This window comes from Oceanibaculum sp. (assembly GCF_022449305.1).
Lineage (GTDB): Bacteria > Pseudomonadota > Alphaproteobacteria > Oceanibaculales > Oceanibaculaceae > Oceanibaculum > Oceanibaculum indicum.
On the sequence record NZ_JAKUSO010000002.1, the window covers coordinates 48,599 to 67,307 of the forward strand.

18 protein-coding genes are annotated in these 18,709 nt (G+C 65.0%); 9 read left to right on the forward strand and 9 right to left on the reverse strand.

Features of this window, described 5'->3' with window-relative positions:
- Positions 1 to 24: 24 nt before the first annotated feature.
- On the reverse strand, positions 25 to 768 hold the full coding sequence (locus MK313_RS00645; protein WP_287779495.1) for a 4'-phosphopantetheinyl transferase family protein: 744 nt from the start codon (positions 766 to 768) through the stop codon (positions 25 to 27).
- Positions 769 to 938: 170 nt separating this feature from the next.
- Here MK313_RS00645 and MK313_RS00650 point away from each other — a divergent pair, with 170 nt between their 5' ends.
- Positions 939 to 2,876: a methyl-accepting chemotaxis protein gene (locus MK313_RS00650; protein ID WP_287779497.1), complete on the forward strand. Its 1,938-nt coding sequence runs from the start codon at positions 939 to 941 to the stop codon at positions 2,874 to 2,876.
- 60 nt (positions 2,877 to 2,936) lie between these two features.
- On the opposite strand, the gene MK313_RS00655 is transcribed toward MK313_RS00650, so the two are convergent.
- Positions 2,937 to 4,337 carry an amidase gene (locus MK313_RS00655; RefSeq protein WP_287779499.1) on the reverse strand — a complete coding sequence of 467 codons (1,401 nt, stop codon included), beginning with the start codon at positions 4,335 to 4,337 and terminating at the stop codon, positions 2,937 to 2,939.
- Positions 4,338 to 4,369: 32 nt separating this feature from the next.
- The gene (locus tag MK313_RS00660) at positions 4,370 to 4,957 is read right to left on the reverse strand and encodes a PAS domain-containing protein (RefSeq protein WP_121220175.1); all 588 of its coding nucleotides are present in this window, start codon (positions 4,955 to 4,957) and stop codon (positions 4,370 to 4,372) included.
- Positions 4,958 to 5,164: 207 nt separating this feature from the next.
- Between MK313_RS00660 and MK313_RS00665 the strand changes: the two genes are divergently transcribed.
- Complete coding sequence (locus MK313_RS00665; RefSeq protein WP_121220173.1) at positions 5,165 to 5,683, forward strand: PAS domain-containing protein; 519 nt, start codon at positions 5,165 to 5,167, stop codon at positions 5,681 to 5,683.
- A 33-nt stretch (positions 5,684 to 5,716) separates the two neighbouring features.
- Here the strand turns inward: MK313_RS00665 and clpA are convergent, their stop codons facing one another.
- From clpA to MK313_RS00680, 3 genes are all read right to left on the reverse strand, one after another.
- On the reverse strand, positions 5,717 to 8,065 hold the full coding sequence (gene clpA / locus MK313_RS00670) for an ATP-dependent Clp protease ATP-binding subunit ClpA (protein WP_287779501.1): 2,349 nt from the start codon (positions 8,063 to 8,065) through the stop codon (positions 5,717 to 5,719).
- Positions 8,066 to 8,071: 6 nt separating this feature from the next.
- The gene (gene clpS / locus MK313_RS00675; RefSeq protein WP_008945146.1) at positions 8,072 to 8,398 is read right to left on the reverse strand and encodes an ATP-dependent Clp protease adapter ClpS; all 327 of its coding nucleotides are present in this window, start codon (positions 8,396 to 8,398) and stop codon (positions 8,072 to 8,074) included.
- Positions 8,399 to 8,685: 287 nt separating this feature from the next.
- Positions 8,686 to 9,222: a phasin family protein gene (locus tag MK313_RS00680; protein ID WP_008945145.1), complete on the reverse strand. Its 537-nt coding sequence runs from the start codon at positions 9,220 to 9,222 to the stop codon at positions 8,686 to 8,688.
- Positions 9,223 to 9,502: 280 nt separating this feature from the next.
- Between MK313_RS00680 and MK313_RS00685 the strand changes: the two genes are divergently transcribed.
- Positions 9,503 to 10,264, forward strand: a complete 762-nt coding sequence (locus tag MK313_RS00685; RefSeq protein WP_008945144.1) for a proteasome-type protease — start codon at positions 9,503 to 9,505, stop codon at positions 10,262 to 10,264.
- 147 nt (positions 10,265 to 10,411) lie between these two features.
- Positions 10,412 to 11,701 (forward strand): D-alanyl-D-alanine carboxypeptidase, encoded by a 1,290-nt coding sequence (locus MK313_RS00690; protein ID WP_287779505.1) that lies wholly within the window; start codon positions 10,412 to 10,414, stop codon positions 11,699 to 11,701.
- Positions 11,702 to 11,846: 145 nt separating this feature from the next.
- Here MK313_RS00690 and MK313_RS00695 read toward each other — a convergent pair whose 3' ends face one another.
- Entirely contained in the window at positions 11,847 to 12,155 is a 309-nt protein-coding gene (locus MK313_RS00695) for an AzlD family protein (protein WP_287779508.1), read from the reverse strand.
- On the reverse strand, positions 12,145 to 12,873 hold the full coding sequence (locus MK313_RS00700; RefSeq protein WP_121220167.1) for an AzlC family ABC transporter permease: 729 nt from the start codon (positions 12,871 to 12,873) through the stop codon (positions 12,145 to 12,147). Before MK313_RS00700 ends, MK313_RS00695 begins: the two co-directional genes overlap by 11 nt.
- A 219-nt stretch (positions 12,874 to 13,092) precedes the next feature.
- Here MK313_RS00700 and MK313_RS00705 point away from each other — a divergent pair, with 219 nt between their 5' ends.
- From MK313_RS00705 to MK313_RS00715, 3 genes are read left to right on the forward strand one after another with little or no spacing between them, the layout of a single operon-like run.
- Positions 13,093 to 14,241 (forward strand): Re/Si-specific NAD(P)(+) transhydrogenase subunit alpha, encoded by a 1,149-nt coding sequence (locus MK313_RS00705; protein ID WP_121220165.1) that lies wholly within the window; start codon positions 13,093 to 13,095, stop codon positions 14,239 to 14,241.
- Positions 14,242 to 14,258: 17 nt separating this feature from the next.
- Positions 14,259 to 14,672, forward strand: a complete 414-nt coding sequence (locus tag MK313_RS00710; protein WP_008945139.1) for an NAD(P) transhydrogenase subunit alpha — start codon at positions 14,259 to 14,261, stop codon at positions 14,670 to 14,672.
- Positions 14,673 to 14,687: 15 nt separating this feature from the next.
- Positions 14,688 to 16,088, forward strand: coding sequence for an NAD(P)(+) transhydrogenase (Re/Si-specific) subunit beta (locus MK313_RS00715; RefSeq protein ID WP_008945138.1), 1,401 nt, complete (start codon positions 14,688 to 14,690; stop codon positions 16,086 to 16,088).
- A gap of 197 nt (positions 16,089 to 16,285) precedes the next feature.
- Here the strand turns inward: MK313_RS00715 and MK313_RS00720 are convergent, their stop codons facing one another.
- Positions 16,286 to 17,053, reverse strand: a complete 768-nt coding sequence (locus tag MK313_RS00720) for a class I SAM-dependent methyltransferase (protein WP_287779513.1) — start codon at positions 17,051 to 17,053, stop codon at positions 16,286 to 16,288.
- A gap of 133 nt (positions 17,054 to 17,186) precedes the next feature.
- Between MK313_RS00720 and gloB the strand changes: the two genes are divergently transcribed.
- Together gloB and MK313_RS00730 are read left to right on the forward strand one after the other, a co-directional pair.
- Complete coding sequence (gene gloB, locus MK313_RS00725) at positions 17,187 to 17,957, forward strand: hydroxyacylglutathione hydrolase (RefSeq protein ID WP_287779516.1); 771 nt, start codon at positions 17,187 to 17,189, stop codon at positions 17,955 to 17,957.
- A gap of 25 nt (positions 17,958 to 17,982) precedes the next feature.
- On the forward strand, positions 17,983 to 18,594 hold the full coding sequence (locus MK313_RS00730; RefSeq protein WP_287779519.1) for a glutathione S-transferase: 612 nt from the start codon (positions 17,983 to 17,985) through the stop codon (positions 18,592 to 18,594).
- Positions 18,595 to 18,709: the final 115 nt, after the last annotated feature.

Below are 18,709 nucleotides of genomic sequence, written 5' to 3' on the forward strand. Positions count from 1 at the left end.
AATGACAAGGAGAATAATGGCAGCTTATTGTGCCAGCCGCATCAGCGCGGCAAGGTCGGCGGGGGCGGCATCCAGCGTCACGCGCGCCGGTGCTTCGTGCCGCAGCGCCAGCGCCAGCACATGCCCTTGCGTCGGCCGCAGGCGCCGGAAGTACCAGTTGGCGGGGTCGTCCTGGATGCGTTCGTCGAAGGCGATGGACAGCGGATCGAGCGTATAGGCGAAGGCGCCCAGGGGCAGCGCGAGCCCCATGCCGACCGCCTTAATATAGGCCTCCTTCAGCGTCCAGAAGGCGAACAGCGCCTCCTTCTCCGCCGCCGCGTCCAGCCCGACGAGCTGCGCGCATTCCGCCGGGGCGAAGAACCGGTCGGCGAGGTCAATGGTCAGGTTGGTGCGGTCCAGCCATTCCACATCGACGCCGATCTCGCGGTCCAGCGCCACCGCCACGGCGGCCAGCCCCCGCGTATGGGAGAGGTTCACCCGGAAGGGTGGTGCCTCCGCAGGCAGCACTGGTTCCGGCTTGCCGTGATCGCCGATGGAAAAGCGCCACTCCGCCGGCGCCACGCTGAGGCCGGAAGCCGACGCCAGCAGGCTGAGCGTGCCGCGCAGCAGCGCATGAGCAGCAGTATAGCTTTCCCAGTCGCGCCGGAAATGGAAGCGCTGCGCCCGCGCCTGCTCCTCCGCCGGCAGCAGCGCCGAGAGGTGTTGCCAGTCCGGTTCCGCGATATCCGCCACCGGTAGCCAGCGCACCAGCGGTTTGTTTCTGCTCACTTCAATATTAAGATTATCTGTTGAAAGCATTCGCTTCACCGGGGATATCGAACAAAAAAGAATATAAATAAAATTTTAATAATCCCGATCTATCTTCCGACCACCTGCCGCCGACCAAACCGGCTCGAAGCCACCTGTGCCGACGGTTCTATCCTCATATGGAGCCAAAAATGAACATTACCGTGAAAGCGCTGCTGATGAGCGTGCTTTTGGGCCTGGGTGCAATTCTCACCGCCTCCGGTGTCGTGAATCTGCTTGCGCTGAACGCGGCGGATGATGGCTTGCGGAGCGTGTATGAAAACCGGGTGATCCCGCTGAAGCAGCTGAAGAGCGTGTCGGACGACTACGCCGTCTTTATCGTCGATGCCAGCCATAAGGTGCGCAACGGCAATTTCAGCTGGGAAGAAGGCGTGCAGTCCGTGCAGCTCGCCACCAGGCGCATCAAGGAGGCCTGGTCGGAATATCTTGGAAATCCGCTGACGGCGGAGGAGGCGAAACTGGTCGCCGAGGCGAAAGCGCTTCTGGTTCCCGCCGACAAGGCTGTTGCTGATCTGACCGGCATCCTGCAGCGCAAGGACAAGGCGGCTCTCGACGCTTTCGTCCTGGAACAGCTGTATCAGATCATCGACCCGCTGACCGAAAAGATCGCCGACCTCATCACCATCCAGGTCCGGATCGCGGAGGAGGTCTATACGGAATCCCATTCAAGGGACGAGCTTGCGGTACTGGTCGCTGAAATCCTGGTCGGTATTGGCCTGATCGCCACGGTCTTCGGCATCTTCATGGTGCATCGCCGGGTGACGCGGCCGATGGATGAGCTGACGGCCTCTCTCCGCAAGCTGGCGACTGACGATTACAGCATCGCCGTTCCCCATGCCGGGCGCGGCGACGAGATTGGCCAGATGGCCCGCGCCGTCGATATCCTGAAGCAGCATGGCATTGAAGCGCAGGAACTGCGCGCCGCGCAGGAAAGCGAGCGTGCCGAGGCCGAGCGGCTGAAGATTGCCGCCCTGGAAGCCATGGCCGGCAAGGTCGAGAGCGAGACCCGCCTGGCCGTCGATCAAGTGTCGGAACGCACCCAGGCGATGGACCAGCATGCCGTCTCCATGGCGTCATCGGCCGAGCAGATGTCAATGAACAGCCAGGGCGTGGCCGCCGCCGCGCAACAGGCGCTGCACAATGCGGAGGCCGTCGCCTCCGCCGCCGAGCAGATGGCCGCCTCGATCCGCGAGATTTCCTCGCAGGTCAGCCATGGCAGCGCGGTCAGCCAGCGTGCGGTGGAAACCGGCGCGCGCACGGAACAGACCATTGGCGCCCTGTCCGAGGCGGTGACACGCATCGGCGAGGTGGCAACGCTGATTTCCGATATTGCCTCGCAGACCAACCTGCTGGCGCTCAATGCGACCATTGAGGCGGCGCGGGCCGGCGAGGCCGGCAAGGGCTTTGCGGTGGTTGCCTCGGAAGTGAAGAACCTGGCGGGCCAGACCGCGAAAGCCACCGAGGAGATCGCCGCCCAGATCGGTAATATCCAGTCCGTCACGAAAATCTCGGTGGAGGCGGTGAAGGAAATCGGTCGGACCATCGAGGAGATGAGTGGCATCACCAGCACGATCTCCGCCGCGATCGAGGAACAGTCGGCCGCGACGCAGGAGATCAGCCACAACATCAACCAGACCGCCGACGCCTCACGCGAGGTCTCGACCAGGATCGCGGAAGTCTCCAACGAGGCGATTCGGACCGGGCAGAGCGCCTCCACGGTGCGGGATACGTCCACGGAAGTGGCGACGGCGATTTCCGATCTGCGCCAGCTTCTCGTTCGGGTGGTCCGTACCTCCATGAAGGAAGTGGACCGCCGCTATGCAGAACGCCAGCCGGCCAACACGCCCTGCACCCTGAAGCTGCAGGACCGCAGCGTGCAAGCTCAGCTTGCCAATCTCTCCGAAGGTGGCGCCATGGTGCTGACCGGCGAGAGCGTCGCCGTCGGCACGCCGGGGAAGCTGGAAATCGCCGGCCGCAGTGGCAGCACCGCCTTTACCGTAGTGACTGTCGGCGACGGTGCCTTGCATCTTAAATTCGAAAAGGCGCGCGAGCAGCAGAAAGTCGCCTGACCTCTGACGCCAGTGAAATGCAGGAGCCGCGGTTCATGCCGCGGCTCCTTTCTTTTTGCCTCAGCCTGCCGGATCGACCGGGGTGACGACGCCCTCGGCGGCCTCGATCACCTCGCCGGCATCGAGGCAGATATCCTCGCGGTTGCGCATCGCCATGATCTGCACACCGGTACGCAGCGCGCCATGCCGACCGACCGGCACGGCAAGGCCCGGAATGCCCAGCAGCGGGGCGATCAGGGCCGCGCGCATATTGTCCAGCACCTCCGCCTGGCCTTCCGGCGTCACATCCGCGCCCTGCTCCGGCGGCAGGCCGCACAGCACCGGCATGATGACCAGCGGATAATTCTCGAAGAACTGCATCCAGCGCAGCGCCAGCGCCTCGCGCTCGGTCATCGCGGCGATGTAGGCCTCAAGATCAGCCGGCTTGTGCAGCGACAGCCAGGACTGCATCGCGGCGATGCCGTCGGGATCACCCATTTTCTGCATCGCCGGCCACAGGCTGCCGAACACGTCGGTCACGCAGATGATGTGCCACAGCGCGATGGCGCGTTCGATATCCGGCGGCAGCACCTCCTCCACCGCATAGCCAGCGGCGGCCAGATGCCGTCCGGCCTGGCGCACCGCCTCGACCTGTGCCGGATGGCTGGTACCGCCCGGCACTTCGGGCACGATGGCGACGCGGATCGGCCGCGCCGGCTCCGGCCCGCGCATTGGCACATCGTTCCAGCGCCAGTCGCGGCGGTCGCCCTGGGCCATCACCTCCAGCGCCAGCCGGGCATCGCGCACGGTACGGGTGTGCGGGCCCTGCACCGCCATGATGACCGCACCGGGCGGCCGACCGCCGGGGGCCGTGAGGTTGAAGGCGGGAATTCGTCCATAGCCGACGCGCAACCCCACCACACCGTTGCAGGTGGCGGGAATCCGCACCGACCCGCCGATATCATTGCCATGCGCGATGGCGCCGATGCCGGTCGCTGTCGCTGCACCCGCCCCGCCGCTGGAGCCGCCCGGCGTCACCGCCGGGTCGAGCGGGTTCAGCGTGCGCCCGTGCAGCGCATTGTCGGTGAAGATGCGCATGGAGAAGGCCGGCGCGTTGGTGCGCCCGACGATGATGGCACCGGCGCGCTTCAGATTGGCGACCACCGGGCTGTCATGCCCGGCGATGAAGTCTTTCAGCGGCACCACGCCATTGTCGGTCGGCAATCCTGCCTGATCGACATTCACCTTGGTGGTGACCGGCACGCCATGCAGCGGCCCCAGCACCTCGCCGCGCGCCTGTTTCGCATCGGCGGCATCGGCAGCGGACAGCGCCTCTTCCTCCAGCACGCGGACCACGGCATTGATCGCCGGATTGACCGCATGAAGACGCTTCAGGACCGATTGCGTGGCCTCCCGGGCAGAGGCGCGGCCAGTGCGGATAAGGCGCGCGAGATCGGTCGCGTCGAGCTGCCAGAGGTCCATGAGCGGGGTCCGTTCGGTTGGGCGAAAACAGATCAGGCGATCATGCTAACAGAGAGAGTCTTCACGCGGGATAGCTTAACCTCCTCCGCCACCTCACCCTTGTGCCATTCGCAGACCGTCATGCCGAGCAACCCGGTGACCGGCCCGTCCGCCGCATCCGCCAGCGGCAGCATCAGCCGCTCGCCGATGGGCGTACGGTCGGCGGGCAGATAGACCATGCCCTTCATGCACAGCAACAGCCGCTGTTCCACCAGCGGCATCCAGCGCCCGGCGACCACCGCCGCCTTTTCCGGCCCGAGGATATCCTCCAGCGTCATGCCCTTCAGATTGCTGTGGCCGAAGATCGAGGAGACTTCGGTACCGGCCAGCCGGTAGCGGAAGCCACTCTCCGGTGCGTAATCGACCAGGAAGATCTGCGCCAGCGCCCAGGGAATCTCCGTCGGGTCGATGTCCGTGCGGGACGGCATTGGACGGCCCTGACGCTTTTCGCGCCAATAGGCGAACAGGCGGCGGAGCCGGTCATCCTCGATGAAGCTGGCCAGCTGCTCGGCATTCGCCACGCCTTCGGTTTCCGGGCTTGCCCAGTTCCACTCCAGGCCGGGTATCGGGCGCTCGCTCATCTTGTCCTGTCGCTCAAAGGAAAAAGCACAGCATTGTATGTTTTGATAATGACAGACAGCAATCGCTTTCAACCATGGCGCGCATAAATAGAAATCGCGATCACCAATACCATCGGTGCCGGCGCGCCGATTTGGTTAATCGGATTTTAACTTTTGCCTGATATTCAAAGTTCCAACGATGGCGCGAATCATAAAAAAGGAAGATGGATGACGGGGCTATCCACTGACGGTCAGGTCATCGATCCCGAACCTTCGCTTCTCGCCCCTGCCCTGCAACCTTTGCTTGCTTACTGGAAAAGCAGGGGGAGTGACGAGCGGCTGCCGGCGCGCGCCGATATCGACCCGCTGGACATTCCCCGGCTGCTGCCCTTCCTCTATCTGGTCGATGTGGAGCGGCAGAGCGGCGGCACGGCGCCCTACCGCTTCCGCTACCGGCTGGTCGGCACTGGAATCGTTGAACGCAATGGCGGCGACCCGACCGGCCATTATCTCGACGATTTCGAAAACCGGCCGTTTCACGAGACCATCGTGGCCGACTATACGCGCTGCGCCATGGAGAAGCTTCCTGTGGCGGCGTCGCGCCGCTTTATGGATTCCAGCGGCCGCCACTGGCCCTATCAGCGGCTGGTACTGCCGCTTTCGGAAAATGGCCTGGATGTGAACATGCTGCTGGGCGGCAATGCCTTCGGCGACAAGCCGGAACCCAGGGGACGGCGCGGCCGGTAGCCGCACCGCCCCCGGATGATCACTCCGGCCCGATCACTCCGCCAGGGCCGGTTCGCGCTTGCGGCGGCCCGATGATCCGCCGCCGCCCGAGGACGGTGCGTCGGGGTAAGTCAGCACCAGCTTGCCATCCTTCACCGTGACCAGCACCGTGCCGCCCTTGGCCAGCTTGCCAAACAGAAGTTCCTCGGCCAGCGGCTGCTTGATGTTGGTCTGGATGACGCGGGCCAGCGGCCGGGCGCCATAGGCCTGATCATAGCCCTTCTGGGCCAGCCATTTGCGGGCCGGGTCGGTCAGCTCGATAGTGACGCCGCGGTCGGCCAGCTGCACCTCCATCTGGATGACGAACTTGTCCACCACCCGGTCGATGATCTCCGGCGTCAGATGGCCGAAGGGCACGATGGCGTCCAGCCGATTGCGGAACTCCGGCGTGAACATGCGGTTGATCGCCTCATCATCCTCGCCGACCCGCGCCGTACGCTCGAAACCGATGGCCGGCTTCGCCATGTCGGCGGCCCCGGCATTGGTGGTCATGATCAGGATGACATTGCGGAAATCGACCGTCTTGCCGTTATGGTCGGTCAGCTTCCCGTAATCCATGATCTGCAGCAGGATGTTGTAGAGGTCGGGATGCGCCTTCTCGATCTCGTCCAGCAACAGCACCTGATGCGGGTGCTGGTCGATGGCGTCAGTCAGCAGCCCGCCCTGGTCGAAGCCGACATAGCCCGGAGGCGCGCCGATCAGCCGGCTGACCGTGTGGCGCTCCATATACTCCGACATGTCGAAGCGCGTCATCTCGACGCCCAGGATAGTGGCCAGCTGGCGCGCCACCTCGGTCTTGCCGACGCCGGTCGGGCCGGAGAACAGGTAGGAGCCAATCGGCTTCTCCGGCTCGCGCAGGCCGGCGCGCGACAGCTTGATGGCGCTCGCCAGCGCCTCGATGGCCTTGTCCTGGCCGAACACGACATTCTTCAGGTCGCGCTCCAGGTTCTTCAGCACCGTGCGGTCGTCGGTGGAGACACTCTTCGGCGGGATGCGGGCGATCTTGGCGACGACGGCCTCGACCTCCTTCACGCCGATGGTCTTGCGCCGCCTGGAGGGCGGCACCAGCATCTGCGCCGCACCCACCTCGTCGATCACGTCGATGGCCTTGTCCGGCAGCTTGCGGTCGGAGATGTACTTGGCCGACAGATCGACCGCCGCCTTGATCGCCTCCGCCGTGTAGCGGACATGGTGATGCTCCTCGTAATAGGGCTTCAGCCCCATCAGGATCTTCACCGCATCCTCGATCGACGGCTCGTTCACGTCGATCTTCTGGAAGCGCCGCACCAGCGCGCGGTCCTTCTCGAAATAGCTGCGATATTCCTTGTAGGTGGTGGAGCCGATGCAGCGCAGCGCGCCTGAGGCCAGCGCCGGCTTCAGCAGGTTGGAGGCATCCATCGCCCCGCCGGAGGTGGCGCCGGCACCGATCACCGTGTGGATCTCGTCGATGAACAGGATCGCGTTGGGGTGCGCCTCGATCTCGTTCACCACCGCCTTCAGCCGCTCCTCGAAATCGCCGCGATAACGCGTACCGGCCAGCAGCGCCCCCATGTCGAGCTGGAAGATCACCGCCGGCTTCAGCACGTCGGGTACTTCCTCCTGCACGATGCGGCGCGCCAGCCCCTCGGCGATGGCGGTCTTGCCGACGCCGGGATCGCCGACATAGAGCGGGTTGTTCTTGGTGCGCCGGCACAGGATCTGGATCGTGCGCTCGACCTCCGCCGCGCGGCCGATCAGCGGGTCGATCTTGCCGGACTGCGCCTTCTTGTTCAGGTTGATGCAGTAGGTATCCAGCGCCTCGTTGCCCTTCTGCCGGGCACCGCCCATGCCGGTGGCACCGGCCGGCTTCTCGGCCTGGGGCTCTTTCTCCTCATCGGCGCCCTGCACCGGGCGCGGCTCGTTGCGCTTCGGCACCTTGGCGATGCCGTGCGAGATGTAGTTCACCGCGTCGAAGCGGCTCATCTCCTGCTCCTGCAGGAAATAGACGGCATGGCTCTCGCGCTCGGAGAACAGCGCCACCAGCACATTCGCGCCGGTCACCTCGGCCCGGCCGGAGGACTGCACATGGATGACGGCGCGCTGCACGACGCGCTGGAAGCCGGCGGTCGGCTTCGCATCCTCCTCACGCTGGGTGGCGAGGTTGGCGAGGTCGGTGTCGATGTAGCCCACCAGGTCGGCGCGCAGCTTGTCGAGATCGACACCGCAGGCCTTCAGCACGGCCAGCGAGTCCTGATCCTCCGTCAGCGCCAGCAGCAGATGTTCCAGCGTGGCATATTCGTGCCGCCGTTCGTTGGCGAAATCGAGTGCACGATGCAAGGTCTTTTCCAGATTGCGGGACAGCATGCGGGACTATTCCTTTTCCAACGTGCATTGCAGGGGATGTTGGTTCTGGCGCGCGAAATCCATCACCTGGGTGACCTTGGTCTCGGCCACCTCGTAGGTGAACACGCCACAGATGCCGACACCGCGATGGTGGACGTGCAGCATGATCCGCGTCGCCTCTTCCCGCGACTTCTGGAAGAAACGCTCAAGCACATGCACGACGAACTCCATCGGCGTGTAGTCGTCATTCAGCATCAGAACCTTGTAGAGCGACGGTTTCTTGGTCTTCGGCTTCGTCTTCAGGACGACGCCCGTACCTGTTCCCGTGCCGCCGATGGGGGGCTCATCGCTCATGCGTGATCGTCTCGACCTTACGTTCGTCGCGCCGGCGGACACCGGCGCATCCACTGTTTGTAATGATAGGCATTGGGCCGGGCTTCGCAAAGGGGCTTTGCCCGGATTTCTCTTGTCATCGCCCTCTTGAAATCAGATTCCCGCTCCACAAGGCGCCGCGGACGCAAAAAGGCCCGGCGCGGGGCCGGGCCTTTTCGGGCAAGTGGGCTCGGATTGAGCGGACAAGGGGGGATGCCCGCCGCACCGGTCCACGATGCCGGATAGCGATACCGGTTCAGGTGGCGGCTTTAGGCGGCGACCGGCTTCAGGAAGAACTCGACGCTGCTGTTCACCCGAGCCTTGATCGGCTCGACCGCGTCATTGGCAACCTTCACGGTCATCTCCGACAGCTTGGCGGTCTCGGCGATGGTCTGGTCGAAGCTGGTCTTGGCGAAGCCGTTCTGCAGCTCCATCACATCACGCAGCGTCTTGCAGCCCATCAGCGCCTGCATGGTGCCGGCGGCCTGCTCCAGGCTCGACTGGGTGAAGCCGTACCAGGCCTTGCCGATTTCCTCGGCGCCCTTGCTGACGATGGCGCCGCTGGTGTTCAGCGCGTCCAGATTGGCGCGGTTCAGCTCGGTCAGCCCATCATAGGACTTGAAGAACGCCTCGCTCTGCTTGGCGATCTGTTCCTTGGTCAGGGCGACAGCCTGCTCATAGCTCTTGTTAGCGGCGTCGCCACCGGTCTTCACCATGGTTTCCATCGCCTCCTTGCTGGCGGCGACCATGGTCTCGACCTGCTTCAACGTCTCCTGAGGCGCGGCGGCCTTCTTGGCGGTGGTCATGGTGTGCTTCTCCAAAATCTTTTATGATTGCGGTCTTCCCGAGCGCCAGCGCAGGGCGTCATCGCATCGCGCCTGGCGGAACGGATTGCTGCAATGCAGCATGCGACTTAATTTAGGAAACGCTGCTTTTTTGTCAATGGATTTTTGTGCACTGCAACATAAAATTCGTATTTTTGCCGCTTGAGGGCGCTTTTCCGGGCTTCCTGCGGCGGGCCGGGACAGCTTATGCTGCTGCGCGACGGCAGCGCAGACCGTCCACGGCTGAAGAGAGAAACGATACGTGACCTATTGCCTTGGCATCGCCATCGAGGAAGGGCTGATCGCCCTGTCGGACGGCCGCATCACCAGCGGCACGGAGGTTTCCCAGGCAAAGAAACAGGTCCTGCTCGGCCCGCCCGGCGCGCAATTCGTGGTCATGACCTCGGGCCTGCGCTCGCTGCGCGACAAGACGCTGGCCTATCTGAAGCGCGACATGGCGGAAACCCGCCCCGAAGGCTTCCGCGGCATGCTGGAGGCGGTGATGGCCTACGCCAAGGCCCTGCGCCGCGTCGCCGACGAAGACCGCGAGGCACTGCAGCTCTCCGACCTGTCCTTCAACCTGCACGCCATCATCGGCGGCCAGCTGGGCCCGGACACCGAACCCTCCATGTTCCTAGTCTACCCGGAAGGCAACTGGATCGAGCTGGAGCCGCGCACGCCCTACCTGTCCATCGGCGCGACCGGCTATGGCAAGCCGATCCTCGACCGTGCGCTCAGCTTCGACAAGCCGATGCGCACGGCACTGAACATCGCCTATCTCTCCTTCGATTCCACGCGGGTCAGCGCGTCCAATGTCGGCTTTCCGGTCGACATCTCGGTCTATCTGCGGCGCGAGAAGGTCTGGCACACGGCGCGCTACGATTATGACGAGGTGCGCGAGCAGCGCGAATGGTGGAACACCAACCTGACCGAGCTGGCCTCGCGGCTGCCGGACGGGCCGTGGCTGGCCGGATTGCTGCCGGACTCCGCCCAGAAGCGCTTCACGGTTGTCCGGGAGGAGTAGGCTGTTACCGCGTCCCGCATACCGGAACACCGAAAAAGAGAATCTACATTTGATTCAATGGATTATGGACAAATCCTAAAATCGACATTAACATAAGGCCGGATTGGGGCATATTCAGGCTAAAATTCGACATCGAGGGGGCAGGCAATGAGGGGGCTTTTTCCGCAGGGCCGGAACAATGAGCAGGCACGCGGCATCGGGCGTCTTGTCCTCCTGCCGCTGATGTTCGTGATGGCCCTGGCTTTCGCCGTGGCCGCCCCGCTGGGTGCCGAAGCCCAGGCCAGCCGCTACGCCGCCCTGGTGATCGACTATTCCACCGGCAAGGTCTTGTTCGAGCGGCACGCTGACGAGCGGCGCTATCCTGCCTCGCTCACCAAGATGATGACGCTGTACATGACTTTCGAGGCGCTGGAGAGCGGCAAGCTGAAGTTCGACCAGCAGCTGCCGGTGTCCCAGCGTGCCGCCGGCATGTCCCCTTCGAAGCTTGGCATTCCGGCCGGCAAGACCATCAAGGTCCGCGACGCGATCTATGCGCTGATCACCCGGTCGGCCAACGACATGGCGGTGGTGCTGGCCGAGGCGCAGGGCGGCACGGAGATCAAGTTCGCGCAGATGATGACCGAGCGCGCGCACAAGCTGGGCATGAAGAATACCAGCTTCCGCAACGCATCCGGCCTGCCAAACCGCGGCCAGGTCAGCACCGCGCGCGACATGGCGCAGCTTGCCGTGCGGCTGATGCGCGACTACCCGCAATATTACGACATGTTCAAGGTGCGCTCCTTCACCTATGCCGGGCGGACCTATGTGAACCACAACCGGCTGCTCGGCAATTACGAGGGCACGGACGGCATCAAGACTGGCTATATCCGCGCCTCGGGCTTCAATCTCGTGGCCTCGGCCAAGCGCGGCCAGCACCGGCTGATCGGTGTGGTGTTCGGCGGCCAGACCGCCGCCTCGCGCGATGAGCACATGATGGATCTGCTGGAAGCCAGCTTCGTCGAGATCGACCAGATCCGCGTCGCCAACGCGGTGCCGGTGCCGTCACGCAAGCCGCGCCTCGACAATCCGCCGCCGGTCGCCGTGGCCGATGCCGGCACCACGAAGCTGGCCGAAGAGGAAGCGCTGGCCCAGGGCGACGCCTCCGACCTCGCCGCCGCCCGCGACCTGTGGGGCGTGCAGGTTGGCGCCTTCACCCAGGAAGGCCCGGCCCGCGCCGCGCTGACCAGCGCGCAGAAGCTGGCGCCGAAGCTGCTGGAAAGCGCGCAGCTGTTCATCGAACGCGCCCGGCCTGACCAGAAGCCGCTCTACCGCGCCCGCCTGCTGGGCCTGTCGGAGAAGGAGGCGCGCCGCGCCTGCGATACGCTGAAGACCAAGAAGATGGCCTGCGTGCCAGTGCCGCCGGACGCCATCGTCTCGGTCGCCAGCCTGCCGAACTGAGCGGTTTCCGGATCAATCCTAATATCGTCACCCTCGGGCTTGACCCGAGGGTCCAGGGGCGGTGCCCTGCCTGCATCATCTCAGAACGCGGCCCCTGGATTGCCGGGTCAAGCCCGGCAATGACAAGCGGAAAAATCCAGCCCCCTCACCCCGGAAACAGCTGGCGCAGCGCGGCGACCGTGCCGATGCCGATGAGGATCGCCACTAGCTCCTGCTTTGTCAGGCGGATGGCGATGACGGCCAGCACCAGGCCGGTCAGTTCGATCCAGCCACCCTTCCAGACCGCCGGCGCCACAACGGCGGCGATGACCGCGCCCGGAATGCTGCGCAGCCAGGATTCGACACGGCCCGACAGCGGCACGAAGCGCATCAGCCAGAAGCCGCCGGCCCGCGTGCCATAGGTGATCAGCGCCATGCCGAGGATGGTGTAGAGCGACAGCGGATCAAGTGTCACGGCTGCCCCCCACAGGTGCCTTGTAACGCACCAGCCCGGTCAGCGATCCGACGAAGCCGCCCAGCAGGATGTACCAGTGCCCGGGGAGGAACTGCGACGCCAGGATGGCGACCGCCGCCGCCACGCCCCAGGGCAGCAGGTCGCCCTTCCCCTTCCACATCGCTGCCAGCAGCGAGCCGAAGAAGATCGGCAGCAGCACATCCAGACCATAGATGCTGGGATCGCCGACCATGGAGCCCAGCCCGTAGCCGATGGCGGCCGAGGCCACCCAGCCGGCATAGAGGGCCAGCCCGCTGCCGATCAGGAAGGCGGCATCGCGGTAGCCGTTGAAATACTCCTTCATCGCCATGGCCCAGTTGCCATCGGTCAGGAAGAAGAAGGAGCCATAGGCCTGCTTCGCCGTGATGTGGATGAACCAGGGCCGCATCGAGGCGCCCATCAGCAGCATGCGGGAATTCACCGCCAGCGTGGCGATCAGGATCGGCAGCACCGGCAGCGGGGCCGCCCAAAGCTGCACCGCGATCAGCTGCGAGGCACCGGCGAAGACGGTGGCGCTCATCAGCACCGTCTCTGCCAGGCTGAGGCCGGCATCGCGGGCCAGCACGCCATAGACCGCGCCGAACACCGTGGCGCTCAGCACCAGCGGTATCATGGTGCGCGCGCCGAACAGCGCGCCCCCCATCGTGAAGGGAACGGATTTGTCACCGGATGCGGACATGCGCTCGCCGCCTTGCCTTTTGCCGAGAGGTCAATATGTCAGTCAGGATGTCGTAGTCACACCCTGGCACCGGTCCGTGTCAACCGAACTATTGTCGGGGTGGCAATAAGGTAAATGAATAAGTGCGCGGGCCTTCACAAAGCCGGCAGCAACGTTCATTGTGCTTATGAAAGGCCTTAACGGCCAACCAGGGGCATTCGCAAAAAAGGACGCACGGGAATGATCGTCGCCATTCCAAAGGAACGCCGACCGGGAGAGACGCGTGTCGCCGCCTCCCCCGACACGGTGAAGAAGCTGATCGACCTCGGCCTCGATGTGGTGGTCGAGAAAGGCGCTGGCCAGGCCGCCGCCATGACGGACGAGGCCTACAAGGCCGCTGGCGCCACCATCGCCAAGGACACCAAGACGGTGCTGGAAAAGGCCGACATCGTCCTCAAGGTGCAGCGGCCGACCGGCAGTGACGACAAGACCGACGAGGTCGCGCTGATGAAGGAAGGCGCGGTCCTGCTGTGCATCCTGAACGCCTATAACGACAAGCCGCTGCTGGACCAGCTGGCGGCCCGCAAGGTCACCACCTTCGGCATGGAGTTCGTGCCGCGCATCACCCGCGCGCAGTCGATGGACGTGCTGTCGAGCCAGTCCAACCTCGCCGGCTACAAGTCGGTGCTGGATGCGGCGGCAGAATTCGGCCGCGCCTTCCCGATGATGATGACCGCCGCCGGCACCGTGCCGCCGGCCCGCGTGATGATCATGGGCGTAGGCGTCGCCGGCCTGCAGGCCATCGCCACCGCGCGCCGCCTGGGCGCCATCGTCAGCGCCACCGACGTGCGCCTCGCCACCAAGGAGCAGGTGGAAAGCCTGGGCGCCACCTTCGTGATGGTCGAGAGCGAGGAGGCCAAGCAGGCCGAAACCGCCGGCGGCTATGCCAAGGAAATGAGCGACGAGTACAAGAAGCAGCAGGCAGCGCTGATCGCCGAGACGCTGAAGAAGCAGGATATTGCGATCTGCACCGCGCTGATCCCCGGCCGCAAGGCACCGACCCTCATCACCGAGGAGATGGTGAAGTCTATGAAGCCGGGCTCCGTCATCGTCGATCTGGCGGTCGAGCAGGGCGGCAACTGCGAATGCTCCGAGCCGGGCAAGGTGGTGCAGAAGCATGGCGTCACCGTCGTCGGCCATCTGAACGTGCCGGGCCGGCTGCCGGTCGATGCCAGCGCGCTCTACGCCAAGAATTTGCTGAACTTCGTCACCCTGCTGATCGACAAGGAGACGAAGGCGCTGAAGATCGACCTTGAGGACGAGATCGTGAAGGGCACGCTCGTCACCCAGGATGGCCAGGTCGTGCACCCGGCCCTGAAGGCGGCCTGAGAGCGGAGAGAGACATCATGGATCAGAAGACATTCATCGATAAGGCGGCCGAACTCGCCACTTCCGCCTCCGATCTCGCCGACCGCGCCGCCGTGCTGGCGAACGAGGCAACGCGCATCACCGCCATCGGCGCGCAGAGCCATGACGGCACCAATTTCGTGTTCCTGCTGACCGTGTTCGTACTGGCCTGCTTCGTTGGCTATTACGTGGTCTGGCGGGTCACACCGGCCCTGCACTCGCCGCTGATGGCGGTCACCAACGCGGTGTCCTCGGTCATCATCGTCGGCGCGCTGATCGCTGCCGGACCGGTCGAGATGAACTTCGCCAAGGTGATGGGCTTCCTCGCCGTGATCCTGGCCTCGGTCAACATCTTCGGCGGGTTCATCGTCACCCAGCGCATGCTGGCCATGTTCAAGAAGAAGCAGAAGTAAGGCGGAGAAGAGTCAATGAGCGCAACCTACGCAGCCCTGCTCTACCTCGTCGCCAGCATCTGTTTCATCATGGCGCTGCGCGGCCTGTCCTCGCCGGTCACCAGCCGTCAGGGCAACATCTACGGCATGGTCGGCATGGCCATCGCCATCCTCACCACCCTGGCCCTGCCCGACGTGCTGTCCTACGGCATGATCCTGGCCGGCATCGTGATCGGCGGCGCCATCGGCACGCTGATCGCCTACAAGATCCAGATGACGGCGCTGCCGCAGCTGGTGGCCGCCTTCCACAGCCTGGTCGGCCTGGCCGCCGTGTTCGTCGCCGCGGCCGCCTTCTACAGCCCGGAATCCTATGGCATCGGCGTCGCCGGCAACATCGCCGTCGGCAGCCTGATCGAGATGAGCCTGGGCGTGGCCATCGGCGCCATCACCTTCACCGGCTCGGTCATCGCCTTCGGCAAGCTGCAGGGGCTGGTCACCGGCAAGCCGCTGATCTTCCCGATGCAGCACCCGCTGAACGCGGCGCTGGGCATCGCGCTGGTGGTGCTGATCGTGGTGCTGTGCATCACCCAGTCCACCACCGTGTTCTGGCTGATCGTCATCCTGGGCCTGCTGCTGGGCCTGCTGCTGATCCTGCCCATCGGCGGCGCCGACATGCCGGTCGTCATCTCCATGCTGAATTCCTATTCCGGCTGGGCGGCGGCGGGCATCGGCTTCACCCTGCAGAACAGCCTGCTGATCGTCACCGGCGCGCTGGTCGGCGCCTCGGGCGCCATCCTCAGCTACATCATGTGCAAGGGGATGAACCGCTCGATCTTCAACGTCATCCTCGGCGGCTTCGGCGGCGAGACGGCGGCAGCGGCCGCCGGCGGCCCGGCGGGCGACCGCAGCGTGAAGGCGGGCAGCGCCGACGACGCGGCCTTCATCATGAAGAACGCCGCCTCGGTGGTGATCGTGCCGGGCTATGGCATGGCGGTCGCCCAGGCGCAGCACGCGCTGCGCGAGATGGCCGACATCCTGAAGCATGAAGGGGTGAAGGTGCGCTACGCCATCCATCCGGTGGCGGGCCGCATGCCGGGCCACATGAACGTGCTGCTGGCCGAGGCAAACGTGCCCTATGACGAGGTGTTCGAGCTGGAGGAGATCAACCGCGATTTCGCCTCCACCGACGTCGCCTTCGTGATCGGCGCCAACGACGTGACCAACCCGGCGGCCAAGACCGACCCGGCCAGCCCGATCTACGGCATGCCCATCCTGGAGGTGGACAAGGCCAAGACCGTGCTGTTCATCAAGCGCTCCATGGCGTCGGGCTATGCCGGCGTGGAGAACGAGCTGTTCTTCCGCGACAACACCATGATGCTGTTCGGCGACGCCAAGGCGATGTGCGAACAGGTCGTGAAGGCGCTGGAACAGCTATAGGCTTGACCTATCCCTCTCCCCTTGCGCTACCCCTCTCCCCAACGCGGGAGAGGGGTGCGTAGCCTTATCGAGCCAACCGGCGAGATTAGGCGAAGCTGGGTGAGGGGGCAGTTGCACAGGCACAGCCTCCCCCCTCACCCGGTTCGCTTCGCTCATCACCCTCCCCCGCTAGGGAAGAGGGTTTTTTCTACCTCACCCTACCCCTCGCCGATATCGCGCATGGCCCGCGCGCCGGCGGGGATGCCCTGCGGGGCCGGGCGCGGCATCGGGATCAGCAGCCGGCGGCGTGCCGGTTCGCGCCGACCCGTGGTGGCATAGACCTGCTTTGCCGCCTCCACCATCACCACCCCACCCATCTGCGGGAACCAGCGCTGGCCCAGCCGCTCGAAGCTGGCGGAGGAGCGCAGCAGCAGCCGCGAGCGCGCCGGCGGCGCGAACAGCGCATGCATCTGTTCGATGGGGGTGAAGCGGCAGTCGCGCAGCAGCCGCTGGATCTGCCCGGCGCTGTAAGGCTGGCCATGGCCGAACGGCGTGCTGTCGCGCATCGACCACAGGCTGCGGCGGTGCGGGGCGACCACCATCAGCCGGCCATTGCCGGCCATCACCCGCCAGATTTCATCCATCAGGGCGCGCAGCTGCTCCGTGCTTTCCAGCGCATGGACCAGCAGCACCCGGTCCATCGAGGCATCGGGCAGCGGCAGATCGCTTTCATCGGCCAGCAGGGTGACGTTCGGCCCCTCGCGCGGCCAGTGCATAATTCCTTGAGTCGCCGGCATCAGGGCGATGGTGCGCGCCGCCTCCTCCCGGAAGGGCCGCAGATAGGGCAGCGTGTAGCCGATGCCGAGGAAATTCTGCCCGCGCACATCCGGCCAGATCTGCCGCATCCGGCGGCGCAGCAGCCGGCGCGCCATCTGGCCCAGGCTGCTGGCGTAGAAATCCCGCAGATCGACGACATCGTCATACATGACCGCTTCGTCCTTTCCCCATCTGCCTACCCTTGGCTGCCATGCCCTGGAGGCCGTTGGCGCATGGCGGAGCGGGTGCTACTGTCCCGGCGAACCGAAATTAACACAACCGGATATGGGGAGGGAGGCAGCCATGACGCAACTGACCATCCACCAGATTCCCGTCCTCAGCGACAATTACGTCTATCTCGTCCATGACGAGGCCTCCGGCGAGACCGCCGTGGTCGATCCTGCCGTGGCGCCACCGGTGCTGGCGGCGCTGGAAGCGAAGGGCTGGCGGCTGACGCACATCCTGAACACCCACCACCATGCCGACCATACCGGCGGCAATCTGGCGCTGAAGCAGGCGACCGGCTGCACCATCGTCGGCCCGCGTGCCGATGCCGCCCGCATCCCCGGCATCGATGTGCAGGTTGGCGATGGCGAGCGCTACCGCTTCGGCGGGGAGGACGCGCAGGTGTTCGACGTGCCGGGCCATACGCGCGGCCATATCGCCTATTTCTTCGCCGGCAGCCGGGCGCTGTTCTGCGGCGATACGCTGTTTGCACTCGGCTGCGGCCGGCTGTTCGAGGGTACGCCCGCACAGATGTGGGCCTCGCTCGGCAAGTTCCGCGCCCTGCCCGCCGATACCCGCGTCTATTGCGCGCATGAATATACCCAGTCCAACGCCCGTTTCGCGCTGACCGTCGATCCGAAGAATGACCGGCTGAAGCAGCGCGCGGCGGAGATCGACCGGCTGCGCGCGGCGGGCCAGCCAACCGTGCCCTCGCTGCTGGGCGAGGAGATGGCGACCAACCCGTTCCTGCGCGCCGATGAGGATGGCGTCGCCGCCGCCGTCGGCCTTGCCGGGGCGGACCCGGTTTCCGTGTTTGCCGAAGTCAGGAAACGGAAAGACAGTTTCTAACAAGCACACCCCAGGAGGAGTCCCCATGAAGCTGCGTTATTCCCCGACCTCGCCCTATGTGCGCAAGGTCATGGTGCTGGCGATCGAGGCCGGCATCGACGGCAAGATCGAGAAGGACAAGACCGCCGCCAGCCCGGTGGAGCGCAACGAATCGCTCTATGCCGACAACCCCATCGGCAAGGTGCCGTCGCTCACCACCGATGACGGCATGACGCTCTTCGATTCGCCGGTGATCTGCGAATATCTGGATGCCGAGCATGCCGGCGGGAAGTTCTTCCCGGCCAAGGGCAAGGCGCGCTGGGTGGCGCTGCGCCAGCACGCCATCGCCGACGGGCTGCTCGATGCAGCCTTGCTGGCGCGCTACGAATCCGCGATGCGGCCGCAGGAGCTGCGCTGGGATGCCTGGCATGATGGCCAGAAGGGCAAGGTGAAGAGCGCGCTGGACATGCTTGAGAAGGAAGCCGCCGACCTTAATGGCCCCGTTACCATCGGCCAGATCGCGGTCGGCTGCGCGCTGGGCTACATGGATTTCCGCTACGAGGCGGACAAGTGGCGCGAGGGCCGGCCGAACCTCGCCAAATGGTATGAGGGCTTCTCCGCCCGCCCGTCCATGCAGGCGACTGTCCCGCCGAAGTGAGGGGGAGGTAAGGTGCCAATTCAGAACTTGATTTGACGCCAGACCGTCGCACCTTTTCTCAGGCCGTCACCCCCGCACTTGTTGCAGGGGTCCAGGGTTCAGCCAGCACGGGCGA

Excerpts from the sequence above, each read along its gene's own strand:
- MK313_RS00655 (WP_287779499.1), bottom strand. The coding sequence starts at position 4,337 with ATGGACCTCTGGCAGCTCGACGCGACCGATCTCGCGCGCCTTATCCGC.
- MK313_RS00715 (WP_008945138.1), top strand. The coding sequence starts at position 14,688 with ATGAGCGCAACCTACGCAGCCCTGCTCTACCTCGTCGCCAGCATCTGT.
- MK313_RS00720 (WP_287779513.1), bottom strand. The coding sequence starts at position 17,053 with ATGTATGACGATGTCGTCGATCTGCGGGATTTCTACGCCAGCAGCCTG.
- clpS (WP_008945146.1), bottom strand. The coding sequence starts at position 8,398 with ATGAGCGATGAGCCCCCCATCGGCGGCACGGGAACAGGTACGGGCGTC.
- MK313_RS00730 (WP_287779519.1), top strand. The coding sequence starts at position 17,983 with ATGAAGCTGCGTTATTCCCCGACCTCGCCCTATGTGCGCAAGGTCATG.
- MK313_RS00700 (WP_121220167.1), bottom strand. The coding sequence starts at position 12,873 with ATGTCCGCATCCGGTGACAAATCCGTTCCCTTCACGATGGGGGGCGCG.
- MK313_RS00665 (WP_121220173.1), top strand. The coding sequence starts at position 5,165 with ATGACGGGGCTATCCACTGACGGTCAGGTCATCGATCCCGAACCTTCG.
- MK313_RS00660 (WP_121220175.1), bottom strand. The coding sequence starts at position 4,957 with ATGAGCGAGCGCCCGATACCCGGCCTGGAGTGGAACTGGGCAAGCCCG.
- gloB (WP_287779516.1), top strand. The coding sequence starts at position 17,187 with ATGACGCAACTGACCATCCACCAGATTCCCGTCCTCAGCGACAATTAC.
- clpA (WP_287779501.1), bottom strand. The coding sequence starts at position 8,065 with ATGCTGTCCCGCAATCTGGAAAAGACCTTGCATCGTGCACTCGATTTC.
- MK313_RS00690 (WP_287779505.1), top strand. The coding sequence starts at position 10,412 with ATGAGGGGGCTTTTTCCGCAGGGCCGGAACAATGAGCAGGCACGCGGC.
- MK313_RS00710 (WP_008945139.1), top strand. The coding sequence starts at position 14,259 with ATGGATCAGAAGACATTCATCGATAAGGCGGCCGAACTCGCCACTTCC.
- MK313_RS00705 (WP_121220165.1), top strand. The coding sequence starts at position 13,093 with ATGATCGTCGCCATTCCAAAGGAACGCCGACCGGGAGAGACGCGTGTC.
- MK313_RS00650 (WP_287779497.1), top strand. The coding sequence starts at position 939 with ATGAACATTACCGTGAAAGCGCTGCTGATGAGCGTGCTTTTGGGCCTG.
- MK313_RS00680 (WP_008945145.1), bottom strand. The coding sequence starts at position 9,222 with ATGACCACCGCCAAGAAGGCCGCCGCGCCTCAGGAGACGTTGAAGCAG.